At 49.0% G+C, this 14,571-nt stretch carries 14 protein-coding genes and 1 pseudogene; 7 read left to right on the top strand and 8 right to left on the bottom strand.

Annotated elements, in window-relative coordinates; genetic code table 11:
• Window positions 1–93 precede the first annotated feature (93 nt).
• The 3 genes from HMPREF0860_RS05945 to HMPREF0860_RS05935 all read left to right on the top strand — a co-directional run bounded on the left by HMPREF0860_RS05945 (window position 94) and on the right by HMPREF0860_RS05935 (window position 3,619).
• Complete coding sequence (locus tag HMPREF0860_RS05945) at window positions 94–447, top strand: cupin domain-containing protein (protein ID WP_021330467.1); 354 nt, start codon at window positions 94–96, stop codon at window positions 445–447.
• Window positions 448–547: 100 nt separating this feature from the next.
• Window positions 548–2,323 (top strand): hypothetical protein, encoded by a 1,776-nt coding sequence (locus HMPREF0860_RS05940; RefSeq protein ID WP_021330466.1) that lies wholly within the window; start codon window positions 548–550, stop codon window positions 2,321–2,323.
• Between the two features lie 177 nt (window positions 2,324–2,500).
• Complete coding sequence (locus HMPREF0860_RS05935) at window positions 2,501–3,619, top strand: CobW family GTP-binding protein (RefSeq protein WP_021330470.1); 1,119 nt, start codon at window positions 2,501–2,503, stop codon at window positions 3,617–3,619.
• A 73-nt stretch (window positions 3,620–3,692) separates the two neighbouring features.
• Here the strand turns inward: HMPREF0860_RS05935 and HMPREF0860_RS05930 are convergent.
• The 4 genes and pseudogenes from HMPREF0860_RS05930 to HMPREF0860_RS05915 all read right to left on the bottom strand — a co-directional run.
• Window positions 3,693–3,950, bottom strand: a pseudogene (locus tag HMPREF0860_RS05930) (type II toxin-antitoxin system YafQ family toxin); the annotation flags it as partial.
• An 18-nt stretch (window positions 3,951–3,968) separates the two neighbouring features.
• Window positions 3,969–4,235 carry a type II toxin-antitoxin system RelB/DinJ family antitoxin gene (locus HMPREF0860_RS05925; RefSeq protein WP_021330427.1) on the bottom strand — a complete coding sequence of 89 codons (267 nt, stop codon included), beginning with the start codon at window positions 4,233–4,235 and terminating at the stop codon, window positions 3,969–3,971.
• A gap of 141 nt (window positions 4,236–4,376) precedes the next feature.
• On the bottom strand, window positions 4,377–5,297 hold the full coding sequence (locus tag HMPREF0860_RS05920) for an SPFH domain-containing protein (protein WP_021330443.1): 921 nt from the start codon (window positions 5,295–5,297) through the stop codon (window positions 4,377–4,379).
• Window positions 5,298–5,311: 14 nt separating this feature from the next.
• Window positions 5,312–5,752: an NfeD family protein gene (locus HMPREF0860_RS05915; RefSeq protein ID WP_038081138.1), complete on the bottom strand. Its 441-nt coding sequence runs from the start codon at window positions 5,750–5,752 to the stop codon at window positions 5,312–5,314.
• Between the two features lie 169 nt (window positions 5,753–5,921).
• On the opposite strand from HMPREF0860_RS05915, the gene HMPREF0860_RS05910 reads away from it, so the two are divergent.
• The 4 genes from HMPREF0860_RS05910 to rpmB all read left to right on the top strand — a co-directional run bounded on the left by HMPREF0860_RS05910 (window position 5,922) and on the right by rpmB (window position 9,778).
• Window positions 5,922–7,277, top strand: coding sequence for an FAD-dependent oxidoreductase (locus HMPREF0860_RS05910; RefSeq protein WP_021330423.1), 1,356 nt, complete (start codon window positions 5,922–5,924; stop codon window positions 7,275–7,277).
• Window positions 7,278–7,421: 144 nt separating this feature from the next.
• Window positions 7,422–8,477, top strand: a complete 1,056-nt coding sequence (locus HMPREF0860_RS05905; RefSeq protein WP_021330461.1) for an NAD(P)-dependent alcohol dehydrogenase — start codon at window positions 7,422–7,424, stop codon at window positions 8,475–8,477.
• Window positions 8,478–8,556: 79 nt separating this feature from the next.
• Entirely contained in the window at window positions 8,557–9,459 is a 903-nt protein-coding gene (locus HMPREF0860_RS05900) for a CobW family GTP-binding protein (protein ID WP_021330459.1), read from the top strand.
• A gap of 64 nt (window positions 9,460–9,523) precedes the next feature.
• On the top strand, window positions 9,524–9,778 hold the full coding sequence (rpmB, locus tag HMPREF0860_RS05895; protein ID WP_021330439.1) for a 50S ribosomal protein L28: 255 nt from the start codon (window positions 9,524–9,526) through the stop codon (window positions 9,776–9,778).
• A gap of 197 nt (window positions 9,779–9,975) precedes the next feature.
• On the opposite strand, the gene HMPREF0860_RS05890 is transcribed toward rpmB, so the two are convergent.
• The 4 genes from HMPREF0860_RS05890 to HMPREF0860_RS05875 all read right to left on the bottom strand — a co-directional run bounded on the left by HMPREF0860_RS05890 (window position 9,976) and on the right by HMPREF0860_RS05875 (window position 14,568).
• Window positions 9,976–10,899, bottom strand: a complete 924-nt coding sequence (locus HMPREF0860_RS05890; protein WP_051169957.1) for an MBL fold metallo-hydrolase — start codon at window positions 10,897–10,899, stop codon at window positions 9,976–9,978.
• A 255-nt stretch (window positions 10,900–11,154) separates the two neighbouring features.
• A complete protein-coding gene (locus tag HMPREF0860_RS05885; protein WP_021330422.1) occupies window positions 11,155–11,850 on the bottom strand; it encodes a class II aldolase/adducin family protein in 696 nt (231 codons plus the stop codon).
• A gap of 86 nt (window positions 11,851–11,936) precedes the next feature.
• Window positions 11,937–13,331 carry a GntP family permease gene (locus HMPREF0860_RS05880; RefSeq protein WP_021330489.1) on the bottom strand — a complete coding sequence of 465 codons (1,395 nt, stop codon included), beginning with the start codon at window positions 13,329–13,331 and terminating at the stop codon, window positions 11,937–11,939.
• 19 nt (window positions 13,332–13,350) lie between these two features.
• Complete coding sequence (locus tag HMPREF0860_RS05875) at window positions 13,351–14,568, bottom strand: Tm-1-like ATP-binding domain-containing protein (RefSeq protein WP_021330472.1); 1,218 nt, start codon at window positions 14,566–14,568, stop codon at window positions 13,351–13,353.
• Between the last annotated feature and the right edge of the window lie 3 nt (window positions 14,569–14,571).

Genomic DNA, 14,571 nt, shown 5'->3' with positions numbered 1-14,571 from the left:
TTTTTAGAGGCACAAATTATTAATTAATAATCAACAATGATTATCGATATCGGCTGCGATGCATACGTATGCAAGTTTTTATGGAGGAATACAATGTTTATAGTGGATGAAAAAGACAAAGAGTATCGTTTTAAGGACAGCGGTCCGAAATATCTGATGAAAGGGCCCCGCATGAATTTCGCAATTGTGCAGTTCCAAGCGGGGCAAGATTTCCGCGCTCACTATCACGACATAATGGAAGAAGATTTTTACATACTTGAAGGCGAAGTCGATATTGTCGTAGATAACGTCGTCCATCATTTGACAAAGGGGCAGTTTATCCACATTGAACCGAAAGAAGTTCACTACGTGATCAACCGTTCGAAAAGCGTCATGCGCATGGTTTCATCGCTCGCACCGTACCGGGAAAACGATAAAATCGAAGTCGATAATCCCGTACTCGATTGAAAACTTTAAAATGAGGAAGTCATTACAGATGACGGCGTAATCGACATCGTCGCCCGCGAATTCGAGTTTGGTTGCAAACTTGATTATACAGGAGGTGTATATGAATCGATTGAAGAAAAAAGGAATGCGGCTGGTATTTGCTGCGGCATTCGTCGCAATTCTCGCATCCTGCACATCGAACCGCGTCGCAGTATTAACCGAACGCGTCCGCGTCATTCGAAATCAGGAAGACATGAACGCTCTCCTCGGTTTCAACGGAGACTGGTCGGCAAACAGTAAAATCGGTTTTTTAAACGGCGATGTCCGCGAATGGAAAGCGGCCGATACGGGTTTGCCGTTTGACGGCGTCGTCATCGAACGCGGCGCAGATGTCAAAGTATGCGTACCCGGTAAAGTCGTATCCTACGGACAAAAAACGCTTTTTGTTCCGGCAGGAAAATTTATTAAAATAAAATCGGGTGCCAAACTGCAGATCTGGAGCGGCAAAACTCTGTACGATTTCGATACGTTCCACTTTATCGTCGGCGGCACGGGTACAAACAATCCCGAAGTATCGCAAAAAACGGCCGGCACGGCGGCGGTAAGCATTCTGAACGATTCTTTCAAACATGCGATCGACATCGATAAGGGCGGCACGCTCATACTCGGTTCGAATAACGCAAATGCAAACGACTCGGCGGTTCTCTGGCTCGCAGACGGCAGGTCGATCGGAGCAGATGGAAATCCGAGTCCCTATGCAGGTTCGATCCGCATTGACGGTGATCTCCAAATTGCATGCGGCGCAGGTGCGGGCGTCGCTAAAATCCGTACGGTGCGAAATCTCAGAGGCGCAGGTTCGACGCTGACGGGAAGCGGCAGATTGTATATTCACGGATTAAATAAAATACACGGAAATGCGATCTTCGCGATCAACGAATTCGACCGCGGAGAATATTCGGACGGTATGGATTGGATCGACGAGCCGTATATCAAACTGGGCACAATCGAAATCGTCGCGGACGGAATCGAAGGCATCTACAATCCCGACGGCACTGTCGACGGAAGCCCCGGATACAGAAACAATGCAACGGCTGGCTTTTACTATGTCGCACCGAGCGGTACAATCGACGTCGATCACATGATCGTAAAATGCAATAACAAAGGTACGACGGCTGACGCGACCGTCGCGTTGGCAAATTTCAACACCGAGCGCGGTATTCTCGGCGGCAAAGTAACGCAGGCCGGACCGAAAGCCCGGCTCGGAGATGTGTACGTCTACAATGCGGCCGAAAAAGACAAAGACGGCCCGCTTTCGGCAATATATACCGTACAGGGCGTTTTCGACGCGACCGTCGACGGTAAAGTAAAAATCGAATGCCCGAACGGAGGAGCCGCGGCAATTGTCGCGACGGGACACAACCGGTGGACAGGTGCGGAAAAAACGGTTTCGCGGATGGGCTCGGTCGAAGCGACGGCAAAAGGGAAAAACGCGTTTTTCCAAAGCGCAGCCTTTAACGGATTCGGCACCTATGTAAAAGGCGACGTCAAAATCAGCGGATACAATGACGGCAAGATCGCTCCGTTTATCGGCGCGGTTCCTCCGGGTCCCGATATGGGAAAAGGCGGCAAGCCCGGCATTGCGCCCGAAGCAGAAGACGTGCGCAATGAACAATTTATCGTTCAAGGCGGCATCGTCGACATAGGCGGAAAAGTTTCGGTTGAAAATACGAATAAAAATTTCTACGCGCTCGTAAGCAACGAAAAAGATGCGACGACGACGGTAGGTTCGCTCTTTATCAACGGAATGCCTATCGGTGCAAACGAAAACGCCGTAACGCTTGGAACGAGCGGACAATCGCGTTTTGTAAATGAAGGTACGTTTACGATCAAGCAATAAACTTCGCATAAAACGGGTGTTTTAAAACTTGCGGCCGCGCATACGCGCGGTCGTTTTTATTATAAAAAAGCATTCGAGTGCTTGATAAAAAAATCGATGCCGTATATATTTTATTAAACAGACCGCATTTGTCATTTTTTCGTTTTTTCATTATATTATAGCGATAAGGATATTATCATGGAAAAAAAATTGACACCGATTACGCTCCTGTGCGGATACCTCGGAGCGGGAAAAACGACGCTTTTAAATAACGTTCTGACGAATCAAAAAGGCTATAAAGTCGCCGTCATCGTAAACGATATCGGAGAGGTAAACGTCGACGCGAAACTCATCGCCGACGGCGCGAAGATCACCGACACGAGCAGCATCGTTCCGCTTACCAACGGCTGTATCTGCTGTACGCTCAAAACGCAGCTCGCGCAAAATATCGAAAATCTTATTAAAACGGGCAAATACGATTACATCATGATCGAAGCGAGCGGTGTATGCGAACCCATGCCGATCGCGCAGGAACTCGAAACGATTTCAAACGGCAAACTCGACAATGTCGTCGGCGTCGTGGACGCGAAACGCCTCGTCGACGAATTTTCAGGCGGAGATGCGCTGCTCAAAGAAAAGGAAGAAGACGACATCGAATCGCTGCTCGTTCAGCAAATCGAATTCTGTTCGACATTATTAATTAATAAAATCGATTTGGTGAGCGAAGCCGAATTGAAAAAAGTCCGCGCCGTCATCAATACGATCCATCCGAACGTAAAGATCATCGAAACGCAAAACGGCAAAGTACCGGTCGAAGACATCATGGGCACGGGATCGTTCGATTTTGAAAAAGTATACGGAAGCGCCGGCTGGTGCCGTGCGATCGAAGAAGAGGAAGAAGAAGGAGAGCACCATCACAAAGAAGAAGGCGACAGCGGCAGCGACGAAGACGAATACGGCATCAGCACTTTCATCTACACGAGACGAAAACCTTTCGACCGTGTAAAGCTCGATTCGTACGCGAACCGCTGGCCGAAAAACATTATCCGCTGCAAAGGCGTCATGTGGTTTAAAGACGAACCCGATATGGCGTGGGTATTCGAAACGAGCGGCCGCCAAATCCAAGCGGGGTATTCGGGCGCATGGCTCGCCTCGTGTCCGAAAGCCGAACAGGAAAAAGTGCTCGCGGAAAATCCGCAGATGAAAAAAGATTGGGATGCGAAAGTCGGCGACAGAATGATAAAGCTCTGCATCATCGGGCAGGATTTGGATAAAGAAAAAATTTCAAAAGAACTCGACGAAGTTCTCGCGGATTAAAAAAAGCAAGTTTTCGCTCATCGGCACAGGCCGCCGATGAGCAATCGATTTTCGGGCGGCGCCTTTTGCACGGCTAAAACAGATCGGAGTGCGTGCCTGTTCGCAAAAGCGAAAGGATAAGGGTACTCTCAAATTTCCGATAGACGAGGAGCCAATCCGGCGTAATATGGCATTCCCGGAAGCCTTTAAATTCTCCCGTAAGCGCATGATCCCTGTGCTTTACGGAAAGCGTGTCACCGTTTGCCAATTTTGCAACGACTTCATGCAAGAGCGAAATATCATAATTCCGTTTTAAGATGCGTTTATAATCTTTTCTAAATTGTGCAGTTTGAGAAACACGATATTTCTTTCATTCTTCAATATCTCGCCACATTTCATCGAGATCGGTATAATATTTCGTATTAGGATCATGCAACATACGTTCGCTCTCTCTCATCGCTGCGCGCGTTACCGCATTCGGTACATCCGCCACTTCAAACGGAATCCGTTTTTCGCGAACCGCTTGGCGCAAAAACAGATTGAGCGCACTTGTCATATTCATGCCCAAATCCGCAAACAGTTTCCCCGCCTGCTTTTTTAATCGGGCATCGGTTTTAATATTGATCGTCGCAGTCATAATCCCCTCTTGTAAAAAATTCGATATGTCCGTACAAGCGACGTACCTGCCCAGCTTGAGTTTATCAGCACGGACTGTTAAAAAACAATCGATTTTCGGACGGCGCCTTTTGCACTTCTGCCGCCCGTTTGCAACCGCCGATTACTTTTTTCCGATTTCGCCGATTGCCGATACGACGCCCGCAAGATTTTGAAAATCCGCCGGCACGATGATTTTCGTCGCCTGTCCGTTCGCGGCTTTTTCAAGCGTTTCAAGGCTCCGAAGCTTCACGACCGCTTCGTCGATGTGCACGTCTTTGATCATCTGCAATCCGGCTGCCGTCGCCTGCTGCACTTCGCGGATCGCCTGAGCTTCGCCTTCGGCTTTTCGTATCTGCGCTTCTTTTTCGGCTTCCGCATGTAAGATCGTCGCCTGCTTTTGCGCTTCGGCTTCGAGAATACGCGCCTGCTTTTGTCCTTCGGCGACGAGGATTTCCGACTGCTTTTGCCCTTCTGCGATCAATATCTTTTCGCGCCGTTCGCGTTCGGCACGCATCTGCTTTTCCATCGCTTCACGGATCGCTTCCGGCGGCATGATGTTTTTCACTTCGACGCGGTTTACTTTGATGCCCCACGGATCGGTCGCTTCGTCGAGTATCGAACGCATCTTCGTGTTGATGACGTCGCGGCTCGTAAGCGTCGCATCCAAATCCAGCTCTCCGATAATGTTGCGCAGCGTCGTCGCACTTAAATTCTCTATGGCGAGCATCGGGTTTTCGACGCCGTAGGTGTACAGCTTCGCATCGGTGATCTGCATATAGACGACGGTATCGATTTTCATCGTAACGTTATCTTTTGTGATAACCGGCTGCGGCGGAAAATCGAGTACGCGTTCTTTGAGCGACACTTTATTTGCGATGCGGTCGATAAACGGCGTCTTTACATGCAAACCCGTCTGCCACGTCGTAATATACGTGCCGAGCCGCTCGATCACAAACGCGCGCGCTTGCGGAACGATTTGAATATTCGTGATGACAAGCACCATGACGATGACAACCAATGCGATGACAACATATAAGTTCATAATTCCTCCCAAAATTATATCGGCACGACGACGGCGGTATTGCCTTCAAGCCGAACGATTTTGCACTCCTCCCCTTTTTCGATCGTCTCGCCGCTTTCCGATCGCGCAGCCCACACGATGCCGCCCGCTTTTACCGCACCCTTATCGAACTCCGTCATGCGCTCCGTGACGAGCACTTTTTTGCCGATAAGGCTGTCCGCGTTCGTCGGCATTTTTTTTGCGAGTTTTTTTACCGCAAGCGGCCGCGTAAAGATAAGCAGCGCAAGTGAAATCACAACGAAAATAAAAAGCTGCCATCGAAACGGAATCGGTGCGAGCGATAAAAAAACCATCGCCAAAGCGCCGAATGCAAACCAAATCGTCGTGAGTGCCAGCGTAAGCGATTCGATGACAATGCAGAGAACGACGACGATGAGCCAAAACCACGGCAAATTATTCAAAATAACCATCGGCATGGTTGCAGTATAGCATAAAAACCGTTTTTTGTGTACGCATCGTGCGTTCCGCGCTGACGCATTTCGTTTAATATATGCTTCTTTTTCGTGCATACCTTTCCGGCACCCCCTGTCCATCGGCTTTTACACGGTGCTGTTTATTTGTTATTAAAAGCGATATAATAACTGTATGAAAACATACGATACCCTTATCATCGGATTCGGCAAAGCGGGAAAAACCCTTGCGGCAAAGTCGGCAAAAAAAGGCGAAAAAGTCGCTCTTATTGAAAAAGATCCGGCAATGTACGGCGGTACATGTATCAACGTCGGCTGTATTCCGTCAAAACGCCTCATAACGGAAGCGGCTCTTGCGCCCGAAAACGACTTCGATCTGCAAAAGATCCGTTATAAATCGGCAATCGAAAATAAAAACGCGCTGACGGCAACGCTCCGAGCCGCCAATTACAATAAATTGATTGAAGCGGGTGTCGACGTGATAAACGGTACGGCTTCTTTTTTGAGTTCTTCATCCGTCGAAGTAAAGGACGCAGACGGAAAAACGCAAACGCTTGAAGCGAAAAAATTCGTCATCAACACGGGTTCGCTTCCTTTTATTCCGGAAAATTTAATAACGGAAAACAATACCCGCGTTTTCGTTTCCGAAACGATTATGAACTTAACCGAGCTTCCGGAACGACTGACCGTCGTCGGCGGCGGGTACATCGGACTGGAATTTTCTTCGATGTACGCAAACTTCGGATCGAAAGTTACGATCGTTCAGCGTGAAGAAGAATTTCTTCCCAAAGAAGACCGCGACATTGCCGAAGCGATTAAAGGCGTACTGGAAAGCAAAGGTGTCTCTCTTATAACGGGTGCGCATATAAAAAATATTGACGGTGCGAATCTTTCATATATGAAAAATATGAAAAACGCACAAGATCTTACCCTTGCAGGAGACGCCGTGCTTTTGGCGCTCGGACGCCGGCCGAACCTTGCCGCGCTGCACGTCGAAAAGGCCGGTATTGCGCTTACCGAAAGAGGTGCGATCGCAACGGACGAGCATTTGCGGACTTCCGTGCCGAATATATGGGCGGCGGGAGACGTATGCGGCAATTTGCAGTTTACGTATATTTCGCTCGACGATTCGCGGATTATTTTATCCGATATGAATGGAACGAAGGAGCGCACGACTGAAAACAGGGGCGCTTTTTCTTATTCGGTTTTTATCGACCCGCCGTATTCAAAAGTCGGACTCGGGGAAAAAGAAGCGAAAGCGCAAAAGCTCGACTATCGTGTCGTAACGATGAATGCGGCGGCAATCCCGAAATCGAAAGTTTTGAAAAAGAGCGAAGGCGTACTCAAAGCGATCATCGACAATAAAACCGGCTCGATTTTAGGTGCCGCGCTCTTTTGCGCCGAATCGTACGAAATAATCAATACGATAAAGCTTGCCATGGACCATAATATCCCGTATACCGCGCTGCGGGATTTTATCTATACCCATCCGACGATGTCGGAAGGTTTAAACGATCTGTTCGCACTGTAGTATACGGATTATACAAGTGCAGGCTTGACGCTACCGCAGGCATGACGCTCGTATTTTTTTGTTGCAAAATCCGCAATTCTCATATATACTGTTATTGTATTTCATATACTTCAAGTATACTGAAAAAAAACAGGAGGATTTAATATGAAAGGATTTGCAATGCTCAAAATCGGCGAAACGGGCTGGATCGAAAAAGATCGCCCGAAATGCGGCCCGATGGATGCCATCTGTAAACCGCTCGCGCTCAGCCCGTGTACGTCCGACGTTCACACTGTCTGGGAAGGTGCAATCGGTGACCGGCACAATATGATTTTGGGTCACGAAGGCTGCGGCGAAGTCGTCGAAGTCGGCGCATTGGTCAAAGATTTCAAACCGGGCGACAAAGTTTTGGTTCCCGCGATCACACCGGACTGGAACTCCCTCGAAGCGCAGGCAGGCTATTCGATGCATTCGGGCGGCATGCTCGCCGGTTGGAAATTTTCCAACTTTAAAGACGGCGTATTCGGCGAATTCTTTCATGTAAACGATGCGGACGGAAACCTCGCTCACTTGCCGGACGGCATCGAAGTGCAGTACGCTCCGATGCTGTCGGATATGGTTCCGACGGGCTTCCACGGAGCCGAACTCGCGGACGTTCAGTACGGAGATTCGGTTCTCGTTATCGGAATAGGACCGGTCGGTCTCATGTCGGTAGCAGGTGCGAACCTGCGCGGCGCTTCCAAACTCTACGCCGTCGGAAGCCGCCCCGCCTGTATCGAAGCTGCGAAATTCTACGGCGCGACCGATATCATCAACTACAAAAACGGACCGATCGACAAGCAGATCCTGGATTTAACGCACGGCAAAGGCGTCGATAAAGTCATCATCGCAGGCGGTACGGTCGACACTTTCGACGAAGCCGTCAAATCCTTAAAAGCCGGCGGAAAAATCGGAAATGTAAACTACCTCGGCGAAGGTACCTATATCAAGATTCCGCGCGCCGAATGGGGCGTCGGTATGGGACACAAACAGATCAACGGCGGTCTCATGCCCGGCGGCAGACTCAGAATGGAAAAACTCGGAAGTCTCGTCGCATGCGGCAAACTCGATCTTTCCAAACTGATCACGCATAAATTCAACGGTTTTGAAAACGTTGAAAAAGCGCTGATGTTGATGAAAGACAAACCGGCCGATTTGATTAAACCGGTCGTCATCATCTGATCTGAAAATATACGCGGAGGGGGCGGCAAGCGATTTCAAATCCGATTTCAAGCCGCCCTCTTCTCTTTTTCAAAACCCTATGCACATATTGATCGTTTCGGGATTTTTGGGCGCAGGCAAAACGACTTTTATCCGAAAGCTTGCCGAAAAAACCGATAAACGCTTTGCCGTCATGGAAAACGAATACGGAGATGCCGGCATAGACGGAAATCTGCTCGAACAAAACCGCTTAAAAGTATGGGAACTCACCGAAGGCTGCATCTGCTGTTCGAAAAAATCGGACTTCGCCATGTCCGTACTGACGATTGCAAACGGCGCAGACTTCGAATACCTTGTCGTCGAACCGACCGGTGTCGGCTTGTTAAGTTCCGTCATCGCAAATCTGCATAAAATCGAATATGAGCACATACGGCTTTTAAAACCCGTTACCGTAGTCGATATCGACTGTATCGATTCGTATCTTGCGACCTTTGAAAAATTTTACGCCGATCAAATCGAAAACGCTTCTCATATCGTCGTCTCCAAAATCGAAAACAAAACCGAAGCGGAAATCGAAAAAGCCGTCCGTACGCTCAAAGGCCTCAACCCCGATGCGGATATAACGGCACAACCCTACGATTCCATCAATGCGGCATGGTGGGGAGCACTTTTCGATATAACGAAAAATGCGTTTACCGGCAAAACTGCGTTGTTTCCGCTTCCGCTTTCGGCCGCCCCCGATTTGGAAACGGCGAGCTTTACCGGCATCGCGATTCAGTCCATAGAAGAATTGATAAGCTATCTTTCGGCGCTCATCGCCGAGCGCTTCGGCCGCGTCTACCGCGTCAAAGGCTTTGTCCCGATAAACGGACAGTGGGCGAAATTCGACGTCGTCGACAAACGCTACAACATCGAAACCTGCGATGCGATGAGCGAATCGAAGCTTACCGTCATCGGCAAAGACCTCGACAAAAACGCGCTCAAGCTGATGTTTAGCTGTTGACAGAATTGCCTTTTTCCGATAGAGTGATAAAATATCGTACAATTCGGTAAAGGTAGGTACAAATATGTCCAGAACTTGTGATGTTTGCGGAAAATCGCTCATGTACGGTCACAAAGTAAGCAATTCATATAATCATACGAAACGCACGTGGCGGCCGAATCTCCACAAAGTAAAAGCGATCGTCGACGGAACGACGCGCACGATCAACGTGTGCGCAAACTGCATCCGCTCGGACTATATCGACAAAAAAGTACGCATCCCTAAAGACGTGCGCATGGCTTTCGCCGAACAGGATAAAAAAGCCGCCGAAGCGCAATAGGGTAAAGTTACCTCTAAAAACTGCAGCTTTTAGAGGTTCCCAAAAGCCGTTTTGCCGTATCGTTTTATCGCAGTCGTAAACCGCCTTTCGGGCGGTTTTTTCTTTTAAAAAGCGGCAGCGATCGGCGGAAACGTATTTACCAAAAGGGACACACGGAAGTTTTCGGATACCCGCCCTGCGACCGCTTTTTCCGAACGCTACACATCGAGGACGAGACCGTCGTATGCGGGAAACACCGAACCGCCGGCTTTCGCGATTTCCGACAAAACCGGAAGATCTTCCGTCCGCCGTATGCAGTACCGCGTTATATCGGCATGGCTCATATTGTGGCTCATGTGCGTAAGCCAGGTACGGTGCGGCCTTATAAGAGCTGCGCTTTCCATCGCTTGAAAATACGAAAAATGCGTAGCGTGAGGTTTTTCGCGAAGTCCGTCTATGACCGCGTGTTCTATGTGTCCGCCGTATACGACGAGCGTTTCGATCGAGCTTTCGGGTATGCGGCTGCAGTCGGTGAGATAGGCGATCGAACGGAATAAAGCTCCGTCTCGGACGCTCAAAAGCCAGCCCGTCGTTTCGAGCTCGCCGTGAAACATCGGAATCGGAATAACGCGCACTTCTCCGATATAAAGCGGCTTCTTTCCCGAAAAGCGCGATGCGTTTATCAAATGCAGCTTGGGTTTTCCCCCTCCGATCTGCGTCGGCTTAAAGATATAGTCGAATCTCTTTTGTATGCCCGAAATCGTATTTTCATCCGCATATACGGGAAGCCCCGCTCCCGGCGATTCATCCGTCTCCGCTCGATGCGTACCGCGGAGCGCTCCTTCGGATTTCGTGTGACTGTAGATGCGCAGGTCGTCGAGTCCCGCAATGTGGTCGGCATGGGCGTGCGTCAAAAGCACGGCGTCGAGAGAATCGATATGATGTGCGAGCGCCTGCATGCGGAACTCGGGCCCCGTATCGATGACGATGTGCGTTTCGCGCCCGTCGGCGTTTCGATGCGATATGTACGCGCTGCACCGAAAGCGCTTATCTTTCGGATCGAGCGAAGTACACACGCTGCAATGACAGGAAATCGCAGGTACGCCGTGACTCGTACCGGTGCCGGTTAAAATCATCCGCATACGGTCAGTATAGCGCCGATACGTACGGGAAGCAATCGCAATGCGCAGTTTACGAGCAGTGTCGAAAAAGCGCACGGTAAAGATAACAGATCGATACACTTAAGCAAAACAAGAACACAAAGGTTCCCGCCCGACTTTACCTGTACGTCTAAACTCGGAAAATATTCGAAGCGTTTTTTATTTGTATGAAGAACCGGACCGCGTAAAAGCAGTACGTCATACCGGCTCCGTCGTATCTGCTATACATCTTCCATATCAGCTCGTCCATTCCTTTGGCACGCCGCCGGTCTTTACACCCATACTTTCACGGATCGAGACAAGGTCGGCGCATTCGTCTTTAGTAAAACCTCTGATTTTTCTACCCGTCAATTGTGCGAGTATCATCGAATACAAAAGAATATGTGCATGATGTTCAAGAGCTTCCATGCGGTATACGGCTTGTTCCAGATTCATACCCCACGTGAGCGCACCGTGGCTCTCAAGCAGAACGCCGTTGTACTTTTTTACAAACGGAGCTATGCCGTCCGGTACATCATAGGTGCCGGGTTTTGCGTAAGGCGCAATCAAAATATTGCCGGTTACAAGAACCCCCTCTGCGACGACAGGATGATCCAAGGGCAGTCCGATTACGGAAAAAGCGGTTGCAACTTGAGGATGTACATGTACAACAGCGTTGATTTCCGAGCTTTCCGTGTAGGCACGCAGATGCATTTTAGTTTCGGACGACGGTTTACCTTCTCCCAGCACTTCTCCCGTCACTTTCATTTTAACCAGCATTTCCGGTCTCATAAATCCTTTGGAAACGCCGGTGGGAGTTACAAGAATGGTATCGTCCGCAATGCGACAGCTGATATTGCCGTCATTTGCACCGACAAAGCCTTTCATATATACCCGTTTTCCCATATCAACAATCACATCTCGCGCTTCGTTTTCCGATAAATAACTTCCCATCACGCAACTCCATGTAAGGATGCAATAGCAACCCACAATATAAAACGCCGGAACAGCATATCTCCGGCGTTTTCAAGAAAATCAACCTAGTATCGTAATCCAAGCGATGCAAGCAATACGATTATGAGTACGGTACAGATTGGAATGACAACGGAACACATAAACATATCAAGGTAGCCTTCCCGATGACTGATTCTACACAGCGAAAGCGTTGTAACCGTCGCTCCGTTATGCGGCAGGGAATCCAAGCCACCTGAGGAGATCGATGCAATGCGATGCAGCACTTCCGGTCCGATTCCGACCCTGGCTCCCGCTTCGATAAAGGTCGGTGCTAAAGCCTGCAATGTAGCACCCAAACCTCCCGATGCAGATGCAGTAAGCCCGCAGAGCAGGTTGACGGCGAGCACTTCGGAAATCAGAGGGTTGGCGGATACTGACAAAATGAATGATTGGACGATAGCAAAGATAGCAAGCCCTCTGATGACGGCGCCGAACCCGACGACAGCACAGGAATTTATCAGCGGAAGCAAAGAGTTTCCGGCGGCAACCCTCAAATCATTTTTCAAGCGATTCCGCAGCCGCGGTATACTGACCAAAATCAAGTATCCCGTCGCTACCAGCAGCGCGATTAAAACCGACCAGTTGCCTGATACGGCGCTGATAGTCGTAGAAAATTTATCCAAATAGGAAGAATCGATACGCGGATAGATCACTTTAGAAAAAAGCAGATTTACCGCAACGATCAAAATAAAAGCAATGATAGGATGCACGATACCCGGAAGGTCTTTTTTTTCTTTTTCTTCGATCGGTCCATCGTCATGAATGCCGTACCCTTCGCCTGCTGTGCGGGCTTTTTTTGCACTGTATGACAGCCACAACATACCCGCCGTAAACATGATAATAGATGCAATTATACCGAGTACGGGGGCGGCAAAAGCGTCGGTTCCGAAGTATATCATTGGAATAGTATTTTGTACCTGAGGCGAACCCGGCATCGCGGTCATAGTAAACGTAAAAGCGCCGAGTGCGATCGCTCCGGGAATCAAGCGTTTCGGAATATCAGCGGAACGATAGAGCGAAATGGCAATCGGCAAAACGACGAACGTAACGACAAACAGAGAAACGCCGCCGTAGGTCAGGATCGCACAGATCAAAACAATACAGAGGATCGCTTTATCGGCACCAAGCCGCTTCGCTATCGCCTGTGAAATCGAATCGGCATATCCGCAGACCTCCATAATTTTCGCGAAAACGGCACCGAAGAGATAAAGCGGAAAATAATTTTTTGCATAATTTGCAAAACCGCGCATATACACTTCAGTATAGTTCGCCATTAGATGCGGTTCGAATCCCGACGCAAAGAGCACCGCGACCGTCGCAACGATAGGAGCGATAATAATAACGCTGTGTCCTTTGAATGCAAGAAAAATCAGCAAAAACAATGCTAAAAACAATCCGATAACCGAGATTACTGTTGTCATATAGTTTCCTCCTATTTCTTTACGCAAGATGTATTAATTCTTTTGCGATCACTTCTTGAACGGCTTCGTCATTGATATTGCCGTGAACATCGACGACACGAATCTCCTTTTTTAAGAGCGACTTTATCGTTTCGATAAATGTTTTATCGACTTCCGAATCGTACATCGGTCCGTTGACCGCCGCCGCTTCACAAAAACCTCCGTCGGGCAAAACGAGCGTCACAGGCATCTCTGCCCGATTCAAACGATCGGCGAGCGCTTGCGCGAGTCGTAGTGCTTCGTTTTTACGGATTTTAGTGTGACAGATACTGGCGTTATGGAAAACTTTTTTTCTGCTGTCTATATCGTCGGGAAGCCCCTTTCCGTCTTCATCGATGAAAAAGTCCAGCATATCGAGCGCACCGGGAACGACAACCATCGGTATGTTATTTTCAATAGCCGCCGTCAAACGATTCGGCGCACCCGTACAGTAGCCGCCGAACAGTTCACAAGTGATTTCGTGAAGCGTCATGTCGAGCACGAGATCGAATTTGCCTTCACGGATAAGAGACTCCATACATCTGCCGCCGGTACCGTTCGCATGGAAACAGATTTTTTCAAACGAATCGTCCGGCAGTCTGCGAAGTACCCCCTCGGTACCGCGACAGGTAATGCCGAGCATCGTTGCCGCAACTTTTTTACGAATATCTTTTTCAATGGGTTTCCGATGTTCAAGCATACCGATCACCGCGTGACAGACGTTATAGATAACCGTTTTCGTGATTTCGTTGAGACCGGATATATCCGCTACCGTATGGACAACCATAATATCCTTGTCTCCGACGTATTGCTCCATTGTCCGTTTCCCGCACGCAAGCGAAGAAGCGACGATTTTCGGAACGCCGAACGGGAGAGCCTTCATTGCCGCTGCCGCCATTCTGGCATTTTGTCCGCCGCCGATTGAAATGACGGCATCAAAAAGGCCTTCCCGATACAGATCGAAAACGGCAGCGTTGAGTGCTTTCGACATGGTTTCGATGCGATCGGCTTTTCCAAGCAAATCAAAATCTTTCCACTCCATACCGTAGCGCTTTAGAATTTCCACCGGTGTCACCTCAGCCCCGGCGTCCAATACCGTCTTCGCACTGATATCGATAATCAATCCCTCGCAGCCGCAGCTTTCGATTTCCTTTTTGGCAAACAGCGTTTCGTTTAACTTAGTGTCCAATGAAGCGATGAGTGCTATTTTCTTTCGCATGGG

The sequence above is a fragment of the Treponema socranskii subsp. socranskii VPI DR56BR1116 = ATCC 35536 genome (assembly GCF_000468115.1).
Taxonomy (GTDB): Bacteria; Spirochaetota; Spirochaetia; order Treponematales; family Treponemataceae; genus Treponema_D; species Treponema_D socranskii.
The sequence above is the reverse complement of the archived record's forward strand: the minus strand, read 5'-3'. Positions and strand labels throughout refer to the sequence as shown.